Annotated in this window: 13 protein-coding genes; 7 read left to right on the forward strand and 6 right to left on the reverse strand. The window is 62.1% G+C overall.

From position 1 onward, the window contains the following. Positions 1-11: 11 nt before the first annotated feature. The 4 genes from EKM85_RS08880 to EKM85_RS08895 form a co-directional block, all read right to left on the reverse strand. Positions 12-269, reverse strand: a complete 258-nt coding sequence (locus EKM85_RS08880; protein WP_125586064.1) for a helix-turn-helix domain-containing protein — start codon at positions 267-269, stop codon at positions 12-14. A gap of 172 nt (positions 270-441) precedes the next feature. Then, complete coding sequence (locus EKM85_RS08885; RefSeq protein ID WP_125586066.1) at positions 442-1,197, reverse strand: NADPH-dependent oxidoreductase; 756 nt, start codon at positions 1,195-1,197, stop codon at positions 442-444. A gap of 16 nt (positions 1,198-1,213) precedes the next feature. Continuing rightward, on the reverse strand, positions 1,214-2,092 hold the full coding sequence (gene pepI, locus EKM85_RS08890) for a proline iminopeptidase (protein ID WP_125586068.1): 879 nt from the start codon (positions 2,090-2,092) through the stop codon (positions 1,214-1,216). Between the two features lie 102 nt (positions 2,093-2,194). After that, positions 2,195-3,382, reverse strand: coding sequence for an ROK family transcriptional regulator (locus tag EKM85_RS08895; protein ID WP_164510726.1), 1,188 nt, complete (start codon positions 3,380-3,382; stop codon positions 2,195-2,197). A gap of 232 nt (positions 3,383-3,614) precedes the next feature. Between EKM85_RS08895 and EKM85_RS08900 the strand changes: the two genes are divergently transcribed. From EKM85_RS08900 to EKM85_RS08915, 4 genes are all read left to right on the forward strand, one after another. Next, positions 3,615-4,961, forward strand: a complete 1,347-nt coding sequence (locus tag EKM85_RS08900; RefSeq protein ID WP_125586072.1) for a PTS sugar transporter subunit IIC — start codon at positions 3,615-3,617, stop codon at positions 4,959-4,961. A 41-nt stretch (positions 4,962-5,002) separates the two neighbouring features. Further along, complete coding sequence (locus EKM85_RS08905; protein ID WP_125586074.1) at positions 5,003-5,932, forward strand: DUF7916 family protein; 930 nt, start codon at positions 5,003-5,005, stop codon at positions 5,930-5,932. A 207-nt stretch (positions 5,933-6,139) separates the two neighbouring features. Further along, positions 6,140-7,015 carry an AAA family ATPase gene (locus EKM85_RS08910; RefSeq protein ID WP_125586076.1) on the forward strand — a complete coding sequence of 292 codons (876 nt, stop codon included), beginning with the start codon at positions 6,140-6,142 and terminating at the stop codon, positions 7,013-7,015. Beyond that, on the forward strand, positions 7,008-7,616 hold the full coding sequence (locus EKM85_RS08915) for a YdeI/OmpD-associated family protein (RefSeq protein ID WP_125586078.1): 609 nt from the start codon (positions 7,008-7,010) through the stop codon (positions 7,614-7,616). The genes EKM85_RS08910 and EKM85_RS08915 overlap by 8 nt, the downstream gene beginning before the upstream one ends. Before the next feature lie 32 nt (positions 7,617-7,648). Here the strand turns inward: EKM85_RS08915 and EKM85_RS08920 are convergent, their stop codons facing one another. Continuing rightward, the gene (locus EKM85_RS08920; RefSeq protein ID WP_125586080.1) at positions 7,649-9,613 is read right to left on the reverse strand and encodes an elongation factor G; all 1,965 of its coding nucleotides are present in this window, start codon (positions 9,611-9,613) and stop codon (positions 7,649-7,651) included. An 81-nt stretch (positions 9,614-9,694) separates the two neighbouring features. Further along, the gene (locus tag EKM85_RS08925; protein WP_125586082.1) at positions 9,695-10,450 is read right to left on the reverse strand and encodes an alpha/beta hydrolase; all 756 of its coding nucleotides are present in this window, start codon (positions 10,448-10,450) and stop codon (positions 9,695-9,697) included. Between the two features lie 175 nt (positions 10,451-10,625). Between EKM85_RS08925 and EKM85_RS08930 the strand changes: the two genes are divergently transcribed. The 3 genes from EKM85_RS08930 (at position 10,626) to EKM85_RS08940 (ending at position 13,325) form a co-directional block, all read left to right on the forward strand. Then, complete coding sequence (locus EKM85_RS08930) at positions 10,626-11,669, forward strand: LLM class flavin-dependent oxidoreductase (protein WP_125586084.1); 1,044 nt, start codon at positions 10,626-10,628, stop codon at positions 11,667-11,669. Position 11,670: 1 nt separating this feature from the next. Beyond that, a complete protein-coding gene (locus EKM85_RS08935; protein ID WP_125586086.1) occupies positions 11,671-12,357 on the forward strand; it encodes an NADPH-dependent F420 reductase in 687 nt (228 codons plus the stop codon). Between the two features lie 515 nt (positions 12,358-12,872). After that, on the forward strand, positions 12,873-13,325 hold the full coding sequence (locus EKM85_RS08940; protein WP_125586088.1) for a DUF2188 domain-containing protein: 453 nt from the start codon (positions 12,873-12,875) through the stop codon (positions 13,323-13,325). The last annotated feature ends 271 nt before the right edge of the window (positions 13,326-13,596 follow it).

Raw genomic sequence — 13,596 nt, forward strand, 5'->3', positions numbered from 1 at the left:
GTCCACTTATTTCAGGCGGAGACGGTCAAGCTGACTTTGAGGCCGAGCCCGCTAGCGTACCGCTGAAGAGTCTCAAGTGATGGGGAAGAATCCAGCTTTTCAATCCGCGCGATCTGTGGCTGCTTCATGCCAATACGCGTTGTCAACGTACGCTGAGAGATCCCTTGCCTAATTCTTTCACTATGTAGATACGCTAACGTATCAATAACACTCATCTCTGAAGGTGAAATTGCTGTAATGGTCTTCTTATAATCTTTCCAAGTAGTCATTTCAGACTAGCCCCTTTCGCTCCAGCCAGCGATCAAGTCGCCCTAACGCTTGAAACTCGCTAAACCCATCTGCGTCTTCGTAAAAGTCGATATCGTACACCGCGGTATCCGCCTTTGCTTTTCTTTGGTGTCAAAAAGATAACGCAAATGTTATCAGGACGCAAGATCCGCGCTACTCGCCGAGAAACCCTTGCGCCTGAATCGCCGCCAGCAGGTCGCCGCGCTTTTCCGGCAGGACGCGGGCGAAGCGCCCAATGCGGGCCGTGAACGTCTCCTCACGCCGGTTGGTGTCGCGGGTGGCGTAGTACTCACGGATGACCCGGTCGTAGTCGGCCAGTGCCAGCGGCTCCGGCAAGGCATAGCGGTTTTCAAAGTGCACCAAGTTTGCAAGCAGGCGCGGTTTCTCCTGCGGCGTTTGGGCGGGGTGGCCAACGATCAGGCCAAGCACGGGAAACGTCAGCTGCGGCAGGCCCAGCAGCGCGATTAAGCGCCGCGGATCGTTGAGGATGCTGCCGAGCAGCACCGTCCCCAGGCCCAGGCTTTCGGCCGCATTGACCACGTTCTGCGCGGCCAACACGGCATCCGAGACCGCCTGGATGAACTTGTCCGTCGCTCCCAGGTGGGTCTGCGTCGCCCCCGCCTGCCGCGCGATCACTGCGGCGCGGTGCTGGTCGGCCACGAAAATGAACAGGTGCCCGTTCTGGTCGATGTAGGGCTGCTTGGCGATGGCCGCGATTTGGCCGCGCAGGTGCCGGTCCGTGATCGACAGCAGCGAAAAGCTTTGCAGGTAATGCGAGGTAGCGGTGTGCTGCGCGACTTGGACCAGCTGGTTCAGCAGTGCCTGGTCGAGCGGAGTATTGGTAAACGCGCGAATGGTGCGGTGGTGCAGCTGCCGGGTGAGCGCGTCATTGCTTTCAGTTTGCAACATGTCGCCTTCTTCGTCCCTAGTCGTTGGCATTCAGCCACTGATCGAGCACGGAGATGAACTCGTCGTGCTGGTCGAGCAGCGCCAGGTGGCGGGAGTTGGCAAACAGGTGCCACTTGGCCCCGGGAATGTGGTCGTACACGGTCTTGGCGATCAGCGGGGTGCACAGGTCGTCCGTGCCATTGGTGACCAGCACCGGAACGTGGATCTTGTGCAGGTCATCAGTGACTTCAAAATCGGAGATCGTGCCATTTTCGGTGAATTCGTTCGGCCCTTCGGCGATCAGGCTGGCCCGCTTGCCGTTCGTCGGCCGGCGCAGCGGCTCTGGAGACTCCGGGGTCGGGTCGTCCCAGCAGTAGCGCTCCATGTAGCGGTCATTGGCCGCCAGGTACTTCGGGCTGGTGAAATCGCCGGTGCGCTCGGCCTCGGCGATCGCCGTGCGGTCCTCGTAGGACAGGTACGAGATCAGCCGGTGCTGCTCTTTGATCCAGAGCTTGATGGACGACGGCGAGCCGTCAATCATGACCGACTTGATGCCCTTTGGGTCCAGCGTGGTCAGGTAGTACATTTCCAGCATCCCGCCCCAGGACTGGCCCAGCATGTGGATCTCATCAAGGTGCAGGTACTCCCGCAGCGCCACCAGCTCCTCGCGCCAGGTCTCCCGCACGTAGAGGCTTTCGTCCTCGGGCAAAGAGGACTTCCCGCAGCCAACCTGGTCGTACATGATCAGCTGCCGGCCGGTCTCGGCGTAGTCATCCATCAGCTCAAAGTAATTGTGCGAGGACCCCGGGCCGCCGTGGATCAAAAGCAGTGGCGCCTTGCCAGGCGTCTTCTCCCCCACGATGCGGTAATACGTCTTGTAGCCGTGAAACGGCATGTAGCCTTCTTCGATTTTCACTGGAATGCCTTCTTTTCTTGTTTATAAGCGTCATTATAGGCTTCCGCTAAAGGCGCTGCAAAAAGGGGCAAAAGCGGCGGCTGCGGCCCGCGGGATGCGCGGTCAGAGCCCGCCCAGCACCTGCTGGCTGACGGCGAGCATGCCGCCACCGATCGCGCCGTCTTGCCCGCCGAACGGCTTGACGGTGACGTTCTGCGGCTGAACGGAGGTCAGCTGAAACTGGTTGGCCACCAGCGTCTTTTGAAACAGCGCCAGCAGCTGCGGCTCGTCGAACAGCTGTCCGTGCAGCACGATGCGCTTGGCGTCGATCACCAAAGCCAGCGTGTTGAGGGTGACGGCCAGCGACTCGATGGCCTGCCGCAGCATCAAGACGACCCCTTGATCCCCCATCTGAAAGGCCTTGAAGACCGTGTCCATGTGGATGTCTTGCGGGCGGTCGACCAGCTGGCGTAGGTAGGTGGTGTTGGCGTTTTGGTACAGCAGTTTGGCCTTTTTGACCAGCCACTCGTGGCTCGCCGTGGTCTGCAGGCAGCCGCGGCGGCCGCAGTCGCACAGCTCGCCGTTAGGGTCGACGATGATGTGGGCGATTTCGCCGTTGACGAAGTTCTCGTTGCCGTAAAGGTGGCCATTGTAGACGGTCGAGCAGAAAATGCCGCGCGCCACGTGCAGGAAGGTGAAATTCTGCCCGCTTTTGTCCGGACCGATCAGCTGCTCGGCGACGGTCATGCAGTGCACGTTGTTCTCATAGTAGATGGGCAGGTCGGCAAACGCCTCATTCAGCGGGTGCAGGCTCACGTGGCCCCAGGTCGGGTTGGCCGAGATCACGACCTCTTTGGCCGCCAGGTAGTGCCCAGGCACCGCCACGCCAATCGCCGTGATCGGCAGCTCCTGGTGCACGTTGAGAAAATCCTGAATGTCCGCCACGATCGCCGGCACCGCCAGGAAGTGCAGGTCGTAATCCCGATCGGTCTGCCGGTGCCGCGTCGCGTACACCCTACCGAGGCGGTCAATGATACACAGGGTGTAGCTGGAGGCCGTCAGCTCGATGCCGAGCACCTTCGGCCCGCCGGGGGCCACTTCAAGGAGGATCTTGCGCCGGCCCGCCTTGGTCCCAGCGGCCGCCTCGCCCCCCTCGCGAATGAGGCCGCGCGCTAAAAGCGTCGCCGTCAAGCTACTCGTCGTGGCCGGCGTGATGCCGGTCAGTTTGACGATGTCACTGCGCGAAATGGGCCCGCGCGTGTAGAGCTGCTTCATTATGGTCTGCTGCAACTGCCGCTGCTTGTTCGTCATCATGCGCCCTCCGTTCTCTTCTCAGTCATTATACCATTAATTATAATTAATAACTATCAAACCGAAAATATCGCCTTGAAAGCGGTTGACTATTTATAAATTGTTGTTTATTCTTGAACCGTAATGAAAGCGGTCAACTCGGACGGGCCGCCCCATTACCACCAATGCCATTATAGATAAGTGTCGAAGGTCAGGGGCCGCGCGCCCCTGGCTTTCAAAGGAGGAATTCAACATGGCTGATTCAAAGCAAGGCGGCTTCACCGGCGCCGTTGAGAAATACCTGATGCCGGTCGCCACCAAATTAAGTCAGTTCAAACCACTGATCGCCGTTCGTGATGGGATCACCACCACCATCCCGCTGATCATTGTCGGATCATTCTTCATGATCCTCGCCAACTTCCCGGTTGCTGCCTGGACCGCATGGATCGGCAGCGTGACAATGCACGGCGTGACCCTGCTGTCTGTCTTCACTAAGATCACGAACGGGTCGTTTGGCCTGTTAGGGCTGATCGGGAGCTTCGGCATCGCGGCCAGTTACGCCGAGCAGTACAAGACCGATGGTAAGTCGGCCGGGATCATCGCGGTGGCCTCGTTCTTCGTCGTCACCCCGAGCATTTTCACCGGCGCTAAAGTGCCCGCTGAAGGCATGCCGTACGATTTTCTGGGCTCCAAGGGCCTGTTCGTCGGCATCCTGATCGGCCTGATCACCGGCTGGCTGTTCCAGTGGTTCATTAATCACGATATTCAGGTTCACATGCCCGACACCGTGCCACCGGCAATTGGGAAAAGCTTTTCCGCGCTGATCCCTGGGTTTGCGATCATCACGCTGTTCGGCGCGCTTTACGCGCTGTTCGCCTGGACCGGTCTGGGCAACATTCACCTGCTCATTATGCACATCCTCGCCAAGCCGCTGGGCCTGCTCGGCGATACGCTCGGCGGCACCTTGGTCATCACCTTCCTGAACAGTGCGTTCTGGTTCGTGGGGATCCACGGGGCGAACGTCGTCGATAACATTATCCAACCCGTTTGGCTGATGAACTCAGGCGCCAACCTGAAGCTCGCCCAAGCCGGCCACCTGACGCTGGCGCACGGCGCGCACATCATCACCGAGCCGTTCGTTGATAACTTCGTCTTCATGGGCGGCGGTGGTGCCACCATCGGCCTGGTCCTGGGTATCGGGATCCTGGTCCTCCTGCACCGCTCCAGCAAGCAGCTGGAAGCCCTGGCGCCGTTGACCATTGTGCCTGGCCTGTTCAACATCAATGAGCCCACCATGTTCGGGATGCCGATCGTGCTCAACACGACCCTGATCATCCCCTTCATCCTGGCGCCAATGTTCAACACGCTGACCACGTACTTCGTCATGGCCACCGGGATCGTCCCGCTGACCACCGGGACCATGGTTTCCTGGACCATGCCGCCGCTGATCTCAGGCTTCCTGACCACCAACAGTCTGGCCGGGTCGTTGATCCAGCTGTTCAACATCGTCATCGATGTCCTGATTTACCTGCCATTCCTGATCACGGTCAACCGCGTTCAGCGCGTCGAAGAAGCAGGGGCAGAAGCGAACGCCGCCTAACAGACGCCGCCCTGCCAAGTTAAAGTGAAAGGAACTTTCTTATGGTTAAACGTTTGATCAGTACCACTGCCAGCGAAGTGCTCGCCATGAACGGCGCCGAGCTGAAGCAAAGCATCAAGGCCTCCGAAGGCCGCACCGTTCTATCCGAAAATGTCGTCCTGACGCCGCCGCAAGACGGGATCACGTACTCCGAAGTTGCTGCCGCGTTCGGCGCCGACCTGATCCTGCTCAACGGCATGGACGTGCTGAACCCGATCATCCTCGGCCTGTACCCCGGCGAAGACGACCTGGCAACCGCTAAGCCTCGCCACGACGGCGAAAGCATTCACCGCCTGCAAAAGCTGGTCGGCCGCCCGATCGGGGTCAACCTTGAACCCGTTGACCCGCACGCCGACATGGCAGAAACCCGCCTTGTCATTCCCGAAGGCCGCATGGCGTCCGAGAAGACCTTAAGCGAGGTCCAGCGCCTTGGCTTCAACTTCGTCTGCCTGACCGGTAACCCCGGCACCGGTGTCACCAACACCCAGATCGCGGCCAACATCAAAGTCGCCAAGAAGGTCTTCAAGGGCCTGATCATCGCCGGCAAGATGCACGGCGCCGGCGTCAACGAGCCGGTCGTGTCCGTCAAAGCCACCCAGTCCTTCTTGGACGCCGGTGCGGACGTCATTCTGGTCCCTGCGGTCGGCACGGTGCCTGGCCTGGACGATGACGAGATCAAGCAGATCGTCAAGCTGGCTCACGCTAACGGTGCCCTGGTCATGAGCACCATCGGCACCTCCCAAGAAGGCTCCGGCGCCAGCTACATCGAGTCCGTCGCGATCCGCAACAAGATCGACGGGGTCGACATCCAGCACATCGGGGATGCCGGCTGGGGCGTGGTCCCGCCAACTGAGACCATCTATCCGCTCAGCAAGGCGATCCGCGGCACCCGCCACGCGATCGCCCGCATGGCGCGGTCGATCAACCGTTAACCCAAAGGCTGTGACATAAAGCGGTTTTAGCCCAAAGCACAAGTGCCTCCGCTGTGCGATTCGTTTTTAGAATCGTGCTGCGGAGGCACTTGTCTACGTGGCGTTGCTTTATGAAACGCGACTAGGGCATTTGGTCCTGGTCGCGTTTTTTTGTCACTGGCGCGCCCGCCGCCATTTACGTACAATGGCAGCAAAGGAGGTGTGCTTGTGGTCTTTTTAAGCAGCTTCACCCTGCCCGATGAGGACGCCGAGTGGGACTTTTTCATCAAGCAAAAGTCGCGGGCGTACTCGACCTACTACCCGTTTCAGGTCTTCCCGCAAAAGCACGTGCCGCAGCTCACCTTTGAGCCGATCACCATTTTCTACGGCGATAACGGCTCCGGCAAATCGACGCTGCTCAACGTGATCGCCGAGAAGCTCAAGCTGGCCCGCGGCACGCTGTACAACCGCTCCAGCTTCGAGGAAGACTACCTCGCACTGTGCGACTTTGCCCTCGGCGCTCCCGTGCCGGCGGGCTCGGCGGTCATCTCCTCCGACGAGGTCTTCGACGCCATGCTCAGCACCCGCGCCTTGAACCAGCAGATCGACCGGCGCCGCGACCAGATGTTTGATGACTACCTGGACAACAAGTTTGCCACCTTTCAGTACCATGACCTCAGCGACTTTGACGCGCTGAAAAAGGTGCTGGAGGCCCGCCGCAAGACCCAGTCCCGCTACGTGCGCGACAACCTAGCCAAGAACGCCCGCGAGTTCTCCAACGGCGAAAGCGCCCTGCAGTTCTTCAAGGAAAAGCTGCAAGACGAGCGGCTGTACCTGCTGGACGAGCCGGAAAATTCGCTGTCGCCGGCCAACCAGCAGCAGCTGGCGAGTGACCTGACCGACCGGGCCCGCTTTTTCGGCAACCAGTTCGTCATCGCGACGCACTCGCCGTTCCTGCTGGCGCTGCCGCACGCAAAGATCTACGACCTGGACCGGGTGCCGGTCGCACCGGCCCGCTGGCAGGACCTGCCGGAGGTGCAGACCTACGCGCAGTTTTTCGCTGACCACGCCAGTGAATTCAGAAAGGAGCCGCCCCATGACTGAGATCACCGATTACATTGACGGCGCGGCCCCCGCGGCCCAGCCGCAGCTGCGGGCCATGTACCAGTTACTACGCAAGCTGCTGCCGAATGTGCAGGAAAAGATCAGCTACGCCAAACCGACCTTTTACGAACCGGGCCGGGACCTGGTCTACTTCGGCGCCAATGCCCACGACATTGCCCTGTACCCGACCAGCGGACCGCTGGCGGCCATTGCGCCGGCCAAGATCGCGCCGTATCTGCACTCCAAGGGGGCCATTCGGTTTCCCTTCGACCAGCCGCTGCCGGAAGACTTGATCGCCGAGCTGGTGGCGCTTCGCCTCGGAGGTGCCGCTCCGGCCGCGCCGAAACGCCGCCCCGCCGTGCCGGTGCCCGCGGCGATTGCCCAGGCGCTGCAAGCGGCTGGCGTCGCCGCTGCGTACGCCGCTCGCCCCCAGTACCAGCGCACCGATTACCTCAACTGGATCGCCCAGGCCAAGCGCCCCGCGACTAAGGCCAAGCGCCAGGCGCAGATGCTGGCGGAGCTGAAGGCCGGGGATCTATACATGAAAATGGCCTGGCATCCCCGTAAGAAGGGGGACCAGACCACACCAAAGTCGCCGTAATATTGGCGGCTTTTTTCAGCTGACGGCGGGCCTCAGCGCTCAGCCGTCATCGCCGCCAGTTCCGCCTTCGTGTACCGGTACGGCACGTGGGCCGCGGCGGGGACGTCCTGCCAGGCGACCGGGTAGCCGGCGCCGTGCGCGCAGAACACCGAGCCCGGCAGGTTGGCCGTGTCGCCAATCTCGGTGTAGCCGAGCGCTTGAATCACCTCATCCGCGTTGTGACACGGCCGGTAGCCGGCGACCAGCAGCTCCAGCTGACCCTGGCCGTGCGTGTACGTGCTGACGGTCTGGCCGTAGTCCTGCATCGCCGCCACCGGGGCAAAGCCGGTCAGCGTGACGCTGCCGTTGCGGTCCGGCAGCGTCGGTGGGGCCATTGTCCCGGCCATGCGGTCGACGTCGGCCATCGCGCGCCCGACCTGGTCTTGGGCCACCACGAGGCGAAAACTGTACCACGGCTCGAGCAGCAGGTCGCCGCCGGTCTGCTTCAGCTCCATCAGGCCCTGCCGCACCGCGCGCCACGTGGCCTCACGAAAATCGCCGCCCACGGTGTGGACATTGCTGCCGCGGCCGCCGACCAGCGTGATTTTGACGTCCGTGAGCGGTGCGCCGGTGAGCACGCCGATGTGCTGCTTGGCCTGAAGGCTGGTCAACACCAGGTGCTGCCAGTTTTTGCTCAGGGCTTCAACCGGCAAGTCACTGGCGTAAGTCACCCCGCTGCCGCGCGGCGCCGGCTGCAGCAGCAGGTGCACCTCGGCGTAGTGGCGCAGCGGCTCAAAGTGGCCGACGCCCTCCACCGCCTGGGTGATGGTCTCCTGGTACAAAATGCTGCCCGTGCCAAACGCGACGTGCAGGTCAAAGCGCTGGGCCAGCAGCTGAGTCAAGATCTCCAGCTGCACCTTGCCCATGATCGCCACGCGCAGCTCCTGCAGCCGCTCGTTCCACGTCACCTTCAAGGCGGGATCCTCGTCCTCCAGCCGGCGCAGCGCCGTCAAGCAGGCCCGGGGGTCTTCTTTCTGCGGGTCCAGCTGGTAGGTCATGACCGGCTGCATCACCGGGCGCTGGGCGTCAGGCTCACCGCCCAGCCCCATGCCGGGGTGCGTGTCCTTCAGGCCGGGGATCGCGCAGACCTGCCCCGCCACGACTTCTTGGACCACCGCGTATTTTTCCCCGTTGTAGAGGCGCAGCTGGTTGACCTTCTGCTCGCCGATCAAGAGCTGCTTGGGCTTGAGACTGCTCCCGGTCACGCGCAGCCAGGTCAGCCGCTCATCCTTATCGTCGTAGGAGATCTTGAACACCCGCGCGCCAAAAGTAGCGGCAGCCTGGCGCTCCTGCGTCCAGCGCGCCAGCCCGGCCAGCAAGTCATCAATGCCCTGCAGCTTCAGCCCCGCACCAAAATATACCGGCGTCACCTTGCGCGCGGCGATCAGCTGGCGAATCGTGCCGGCGCTCAGCTGCCCGGTCGCCGAAAGCTCGTCCAAGGCCGCATCGTCCTGCAGCGCGATGGCCTCGCGCTGGTCTGCGTTCAGGTCGGCAAAGGCAATGCAGCCGTCGCCGAACGCCCCTTGCAGCTGGTCCAGCACCTGGGCCTGGTCGGCGCCTGGGACGTCCATTTTATTCACAAAAATGAACGCCGGCACCTGGTAGCGGGCCAGCAGGCGCCACAGCGTGCGGGTGTAGCCCGGGATGCCATCGGTCGCCGACACCACCAGCACCGCGTAGTCGAGCACCGGCAGCACCTGCTCGGTCGCACTGGCGAAGTCCACGTGCCCCGGGGTGTCCAGTAAGGTCAGCTCAAGGTCTTGGTACAGGAGCTTGGCCTCGTGCGAGAAGATCGTGATCCCGCGCGCCTTTTCCAGGGCGTCTGAGTCCAAAAAAGCGTCCCCTGCGTCCACGCGGCCGAGCTGGCGCAGCGCGCCGGTCTTGTATAGTAGCGCCTCTGAGAGCGTCGTTTTCCCGGCATCAACGTGCGCGATGATGCCCGCCGTGATTTTCTTCATCAGATTGCCTCCAAAAGAACTGCTGGTTCTAGTTTAGCGCAAGTCAAGGCGTGAGGGCCATGCGCCAGCCAGGCGGGCCGGCTAATGCCGCGCCTGACCGGCGATGCGCGCCGCTTTGCCCACCCTGGTCGTCAGCCATCGGTGCAGCGTCTTGGCAACGGCCCGCTGCTGGGCGGCGTTGGTCACGGGACTGGTTCCATCCCCGGCCTGCTTCCCGTAGCTGCCAAACCCGGCGTGGTTGCCCGAGAGCGTGACGAACTGCGCCTGAGCGGGCAGGTTGGCCTTGGCCTTGCGGTAGGCGGACCAGTTCAGCACCCGGTCGTGGTCGGCAACCGCGGCAAGCACCGGCACTCCCCGCTTGGTCAGCCGCCCCTTTGTATCCGCGTAACTGGCCAGGAAAAAGACCCCGGCCAGCCGCTTGGTTCGGTGCGCCTTGGCGTAGCGCGCGGCCATCACGCCGCCCAGCGAATGGCCGCCGATGACCACGGGCCCCTTGGTGGCCCGCAGCACCTGGTCTGCCTTGTTGCCGCTGAGCACGGCCAAGTTCAGCGGAAACTGCACGATATAAACGGTGGTGCCGGCCTCAGCCAACTGCTTGGCCCAGATGCTGTAGCTGGCGGGGGCGACCAGGGCGCCGGGATAGAAGATCACGCTCGCGCCGGCGGGCCGCTTGGCCTTGAACGCCAGCCCGTAGTCGGTGCGCACGGCCGCCCGACTCGCCCGCACGGCCGCCGGGGTGGGCTGGTGCGTGTTGGCCTGGAGTGCGCCCCACCCGGCCGCCAGCAGCACCAGCAGTCCGACCAGCAAGCCGAGCCAAATTTTCGTTCTCCGTTTCACGTCTCGTGCCTCCCCGCGGCGGCCTTTGTTCAGCCCGCCGCACTTACGCTAATTATACCCGGTTTGCCCAGCGCTTTGACCCCGCGAAAAAACGCCGCCAACCACTTGCTTTTCGCCTAGGGGCCGGGTAAGATGTGATTGTACTTACAAATAGTAAGCAATAGGAGGCACAACAATGACAGCGACTAACTACGAATTCGGCCTGGACACGTTCGGCGACCTGGCCTTTCACGACGATGGCACCGCGCTGGACGGCGGCGAGACCCTGCGCCAGGTGATCAAGGAGGCCAAGTTGGCCGATGATCTGGGCATTTACCGCATCGCCCTTGGCGAACACCACCGGCCGGAGTTTGCAATCTCCAGCCCCGAGGTCGTCCTTGGGGCCATGGCGACGGTGACTAACCAGATCAAGCTGGGCACGGCGGTGACCGTGCTGTCCTCCGATGATCCGGTGCGGGTCTTTGAGCGTTTTTCCACCCTGCATGGCCTGAGCCACGGCCGCGAGGAGATCATGCTGGGTCGCGGGTCCTTCACCGAGTCCTTCCCGCTGTTTGGCTTCAACCTGGAGGACTACAACAGCCTGTTCGAGGAAAAAATCGCGATGTGGCAGAAGCTCCTGGAAGGCAAGCCGATGAACTGGACCGGCAAGTACACTCAGAAGCTGACCGACACCACGGTGTACCCGCGGCTGCCGCAGGGTGAGACCATTGCGACCTCGCTGGCCGTTGGCGGCTCCCCCGAGTCGATCATCCGCGCCGTGGCCTACGACATTCCGGTCGTTATTGCCATCATCGGCGGCGAACCGATCCGCTTCCGCCCTTACGTGGACCTGTACAAGAAGGCCGCCGCGCAGTTCAAAAAGCCAGAGCGCCCGCTCGGCATGCACGCCCACGGCATCATTTTGGACGATGAGGCCGAGGCCGTGGAAGTTGGCTTCAAGTACATCAAGGCGGAGATGGACCGCATCGGCATCGACCGCGGCTGGGCCCCCATGACCCGCGATCGCTTCGAGTTCGAGATCGACAAGGGCTCCTACTACGTCGGCACGCCGGAGCAGGTCGCTCAGAAAATTGCCCGCAACATGAAGGCGCTGGACATGAAGCGGTTCGACCTCGTGTACGGCACCGGCGGCCAGCTGCTTAGCCAGCGTGAGGCCACGATCCGCAACTTTGGCGAGCGCGTGATCCCGCGGGTCAAAGAACTGCTGGGAGGCGAGTAGAATGAGCGAACCTGTCATTGGCATTATCGGCGCCGGCAAGCTCGGCTCCACCCTGGCGCGCATCGGCACCAGCCGCGGCCTGCCCGTCATGATCTCCAGCACCCACCCGGTCCAAGACCTCAAGTGGGTCATCGACACCCTGGCACCGGGCGCCGTCAGCGCCACCGACCAGGACGTGATCGCAAAAGCCGACGTGATCATCCTGGCGATCCCCCTGAGCCGCTACCAGGATCTTGACCCGGCCGCGTTTGCCGGCAAGGTCGTCCTGGACGCCACCAACTACTGGAAGGAAGTCGACGGCACGCACAACACGATTTCCAGCTTCACGCATTCCAGCGCCGAGGTGATCCAGGACTGGCTGCCCGCCGCTAAAGTGGCCAAAGCCTTCAACCACATGGGCTACCACGACCTAGAGATCGAAGTCGACCGCCACCCGGACGTGCCGCGCGCCATGGCGTTTGCCACCGACCACGACGACATTCGGCCGCTCGTGGCGCAGGTGCTCACCGCCTTTGGGTTTGACCCCTTCGACCTCGGGCCGCTGCGGTTCGGCCTCCTGCTAGAGCCGGGCAGCCCGCTGTTTGGCGAGGCGATCCCGCGCACCGAGTTCGCGGCGAAGCTGGCAGCAATCTACGCCAGCCCGTTTGGCCAGCAGATCATCGCGGCGCGCGGTGGGGAAATCAAGTAAAGGTGCGGCGGGTTCGCGTATTTAGGGGGACAGCCAGCCTAGGTCAAGGCATTGCCGGCGTTTTTTGCCGGCGAGGACTTGACCGTAGCTGGATGCTCCCCCGTTGCGAACCCAAAGCCCGATTACAAGGTGTGCAGGGTTCGCGCACTTAGCGGGATGGATAGCCTAGCATAGGGTATTGTCGGCGTAGTTTGCCGACGAGGCCCTATGCGTAGCTAGCCACTCCCGCGTTGCGAACCCGGAACCCAGTTAGAAGGTGCGTAGAGGTCGCGCACTTAGGGGGACGGCTAGCCTAGCTCAAGGCATTGGCGGTGAACTTTGCCGCCGAGGCCTTGAGCGTAGCTAGCTGCTCCCCCGTTGCGACCTCGAAGCCCGATTACAAGGTGCGGCAAGTTCGCGCGCTTAGGCATCCTTATTTCCTAAGCTGCAGCCTCGCCAAGGCTCCTGGCTTTCTTTTCCAATCATGAGTTACGTACACTTAAGGGAGAACCCGACTTTGTAAAGGAGGCTCCCGTATGCCTTGGGATATGACTGACTACCCGCCATCGATGAAGTACCTGACACCACTGACGCGCAAGATGGCCATCGCGATCACCAACGCACTGCTTGCGGACGGTTACAAGGACGACCAGGCGATCCCCATTGCCACCAGCCATGCTAAGAAGTGGTACGAGAAAGCAAGCGTCTACGAACGGCGCCAATACGGCAAGACGCCCGCCCCAACCAAGCACGACCAGCACCACCCCGCCACCGCACGGGAGCGGCGCCTCCACACGGCAATCACCGAGGTGCGGCCGCACGAAGATGGCTGGGCCATCGCGGCCAAAGGAGCCAAGCGCGCCGCCGAGGTGTTTGAAAAAAAGGCCGATGCCGTCGCCCGGGCCAAAGAAATCGCCCGCAACAAGGACGCGAAAGTCGCCATCTACAAGCGCAGCGGCGACCTGCAGGAAACAATTAAACCACGTTAACGCACAGCTTCACCCTCATCAGCATCCTCACCGGTGCTGATTTTTTGTGCCTGGCGCACGTCCCCTGACAAAAAAGTGCCCGCCGCAGTATCGCGTGCAGGACACCGAATATTACCCGGGCAATCAGCTTAATCCGGGTATACCAAACACGGTTGTAGCGCAGGTAATGGGTATACCCATCCAGATATGTGCGCAATCGGGTTCCGGGCTCGCAACGGCAGAGCGCATTGCTACGCCTGGCACTTCACTCGCTTTGCGAGCAAAGCACCAG

It is taken from the genome of Lacticaseibacillus jixianensis (genome assembly GCF_003946485.1).
Lineage (GTDB): Bacteria > Bacillota > Bacilli > Lactobacillales > Lactobacillaceae > Lacticaseibacillus > Lacticaseibacillus jixianensis.

Excerpts from the sequence above, each read along its gene's own strand:
- EKM85_RS08940 (WP_125586088.1), top strand. The coding sequence starts at position 12,873 with ATGCCTTGGGATATGACTGACTACCCGCCATCGATGAAGTACCTGACA.
- EKM85_RS08880 (WP_125586064.1), bottom strand. The coding sequence starts at position 269 with ATGACTACTTGGAAAGATTATAAGAAGACCATTACAGCAATTTCACCT.
- EKM85_RS08935 (WP_125586086.1), top strand. The coding sequence starts at position 11,671 with ATGAGCGAACCTGTCATTGGCATTATCGGCGCCGGCAAGCTCGGCTCC.
- EKM85_RS08920 (WP_125586080.1), bottom strand. The coding sequence starts at position 9,613 with ATGAAGAAAATCACGGCGGGCATCATCGCGCACGTTGATGCCGGGAAA.
- EKM85_RS08930 (WP_125586084.1), top strand. The coding sequence starts at position 10,626 with ATGACAGCGACTAACTACGAATTCGGCCTGGACACGTTCGGCGACCTG.
- EKM85_RS08900 (WP_125586072.1), top strand. The coding sequence starts at position 3,615 with ATGGCTGATTCAAAGCAAGGCGGCTTCACCGGCGCCGTTGAGAAATAC.
- EKM85_RS08915 (WP_125586078.1), top strand. The coding sequence starts at position 7,008 with ATGACTGAGATCACCGATTACATTGACGGCGCGGCCCCCGCGGCCCAG.
- EKM85_RS08885 (WP_125586066.1), bottom strand. The coding sequence starts at position 1,197 with ATGTTGCAAACTGAAAGCAATGACGCGCTCACCCGGCAGCTGCACCAC.
- EKM85_RS08905 (WP_125586074.1), top strand. The coding sequence starts at position 5,003 with ATGGTTAAACGTTTGATCAGTACCACTGCCAGCGAAGTGCTCGCCATG.
- EKM85_RS08895 (WP_164510726.1), bottom strand. The coding sequence starts at position 3,382 with ATGACGAACAAGCAGCGGCAGTTGCAGCAGACCATAATGAAGCAGCTC.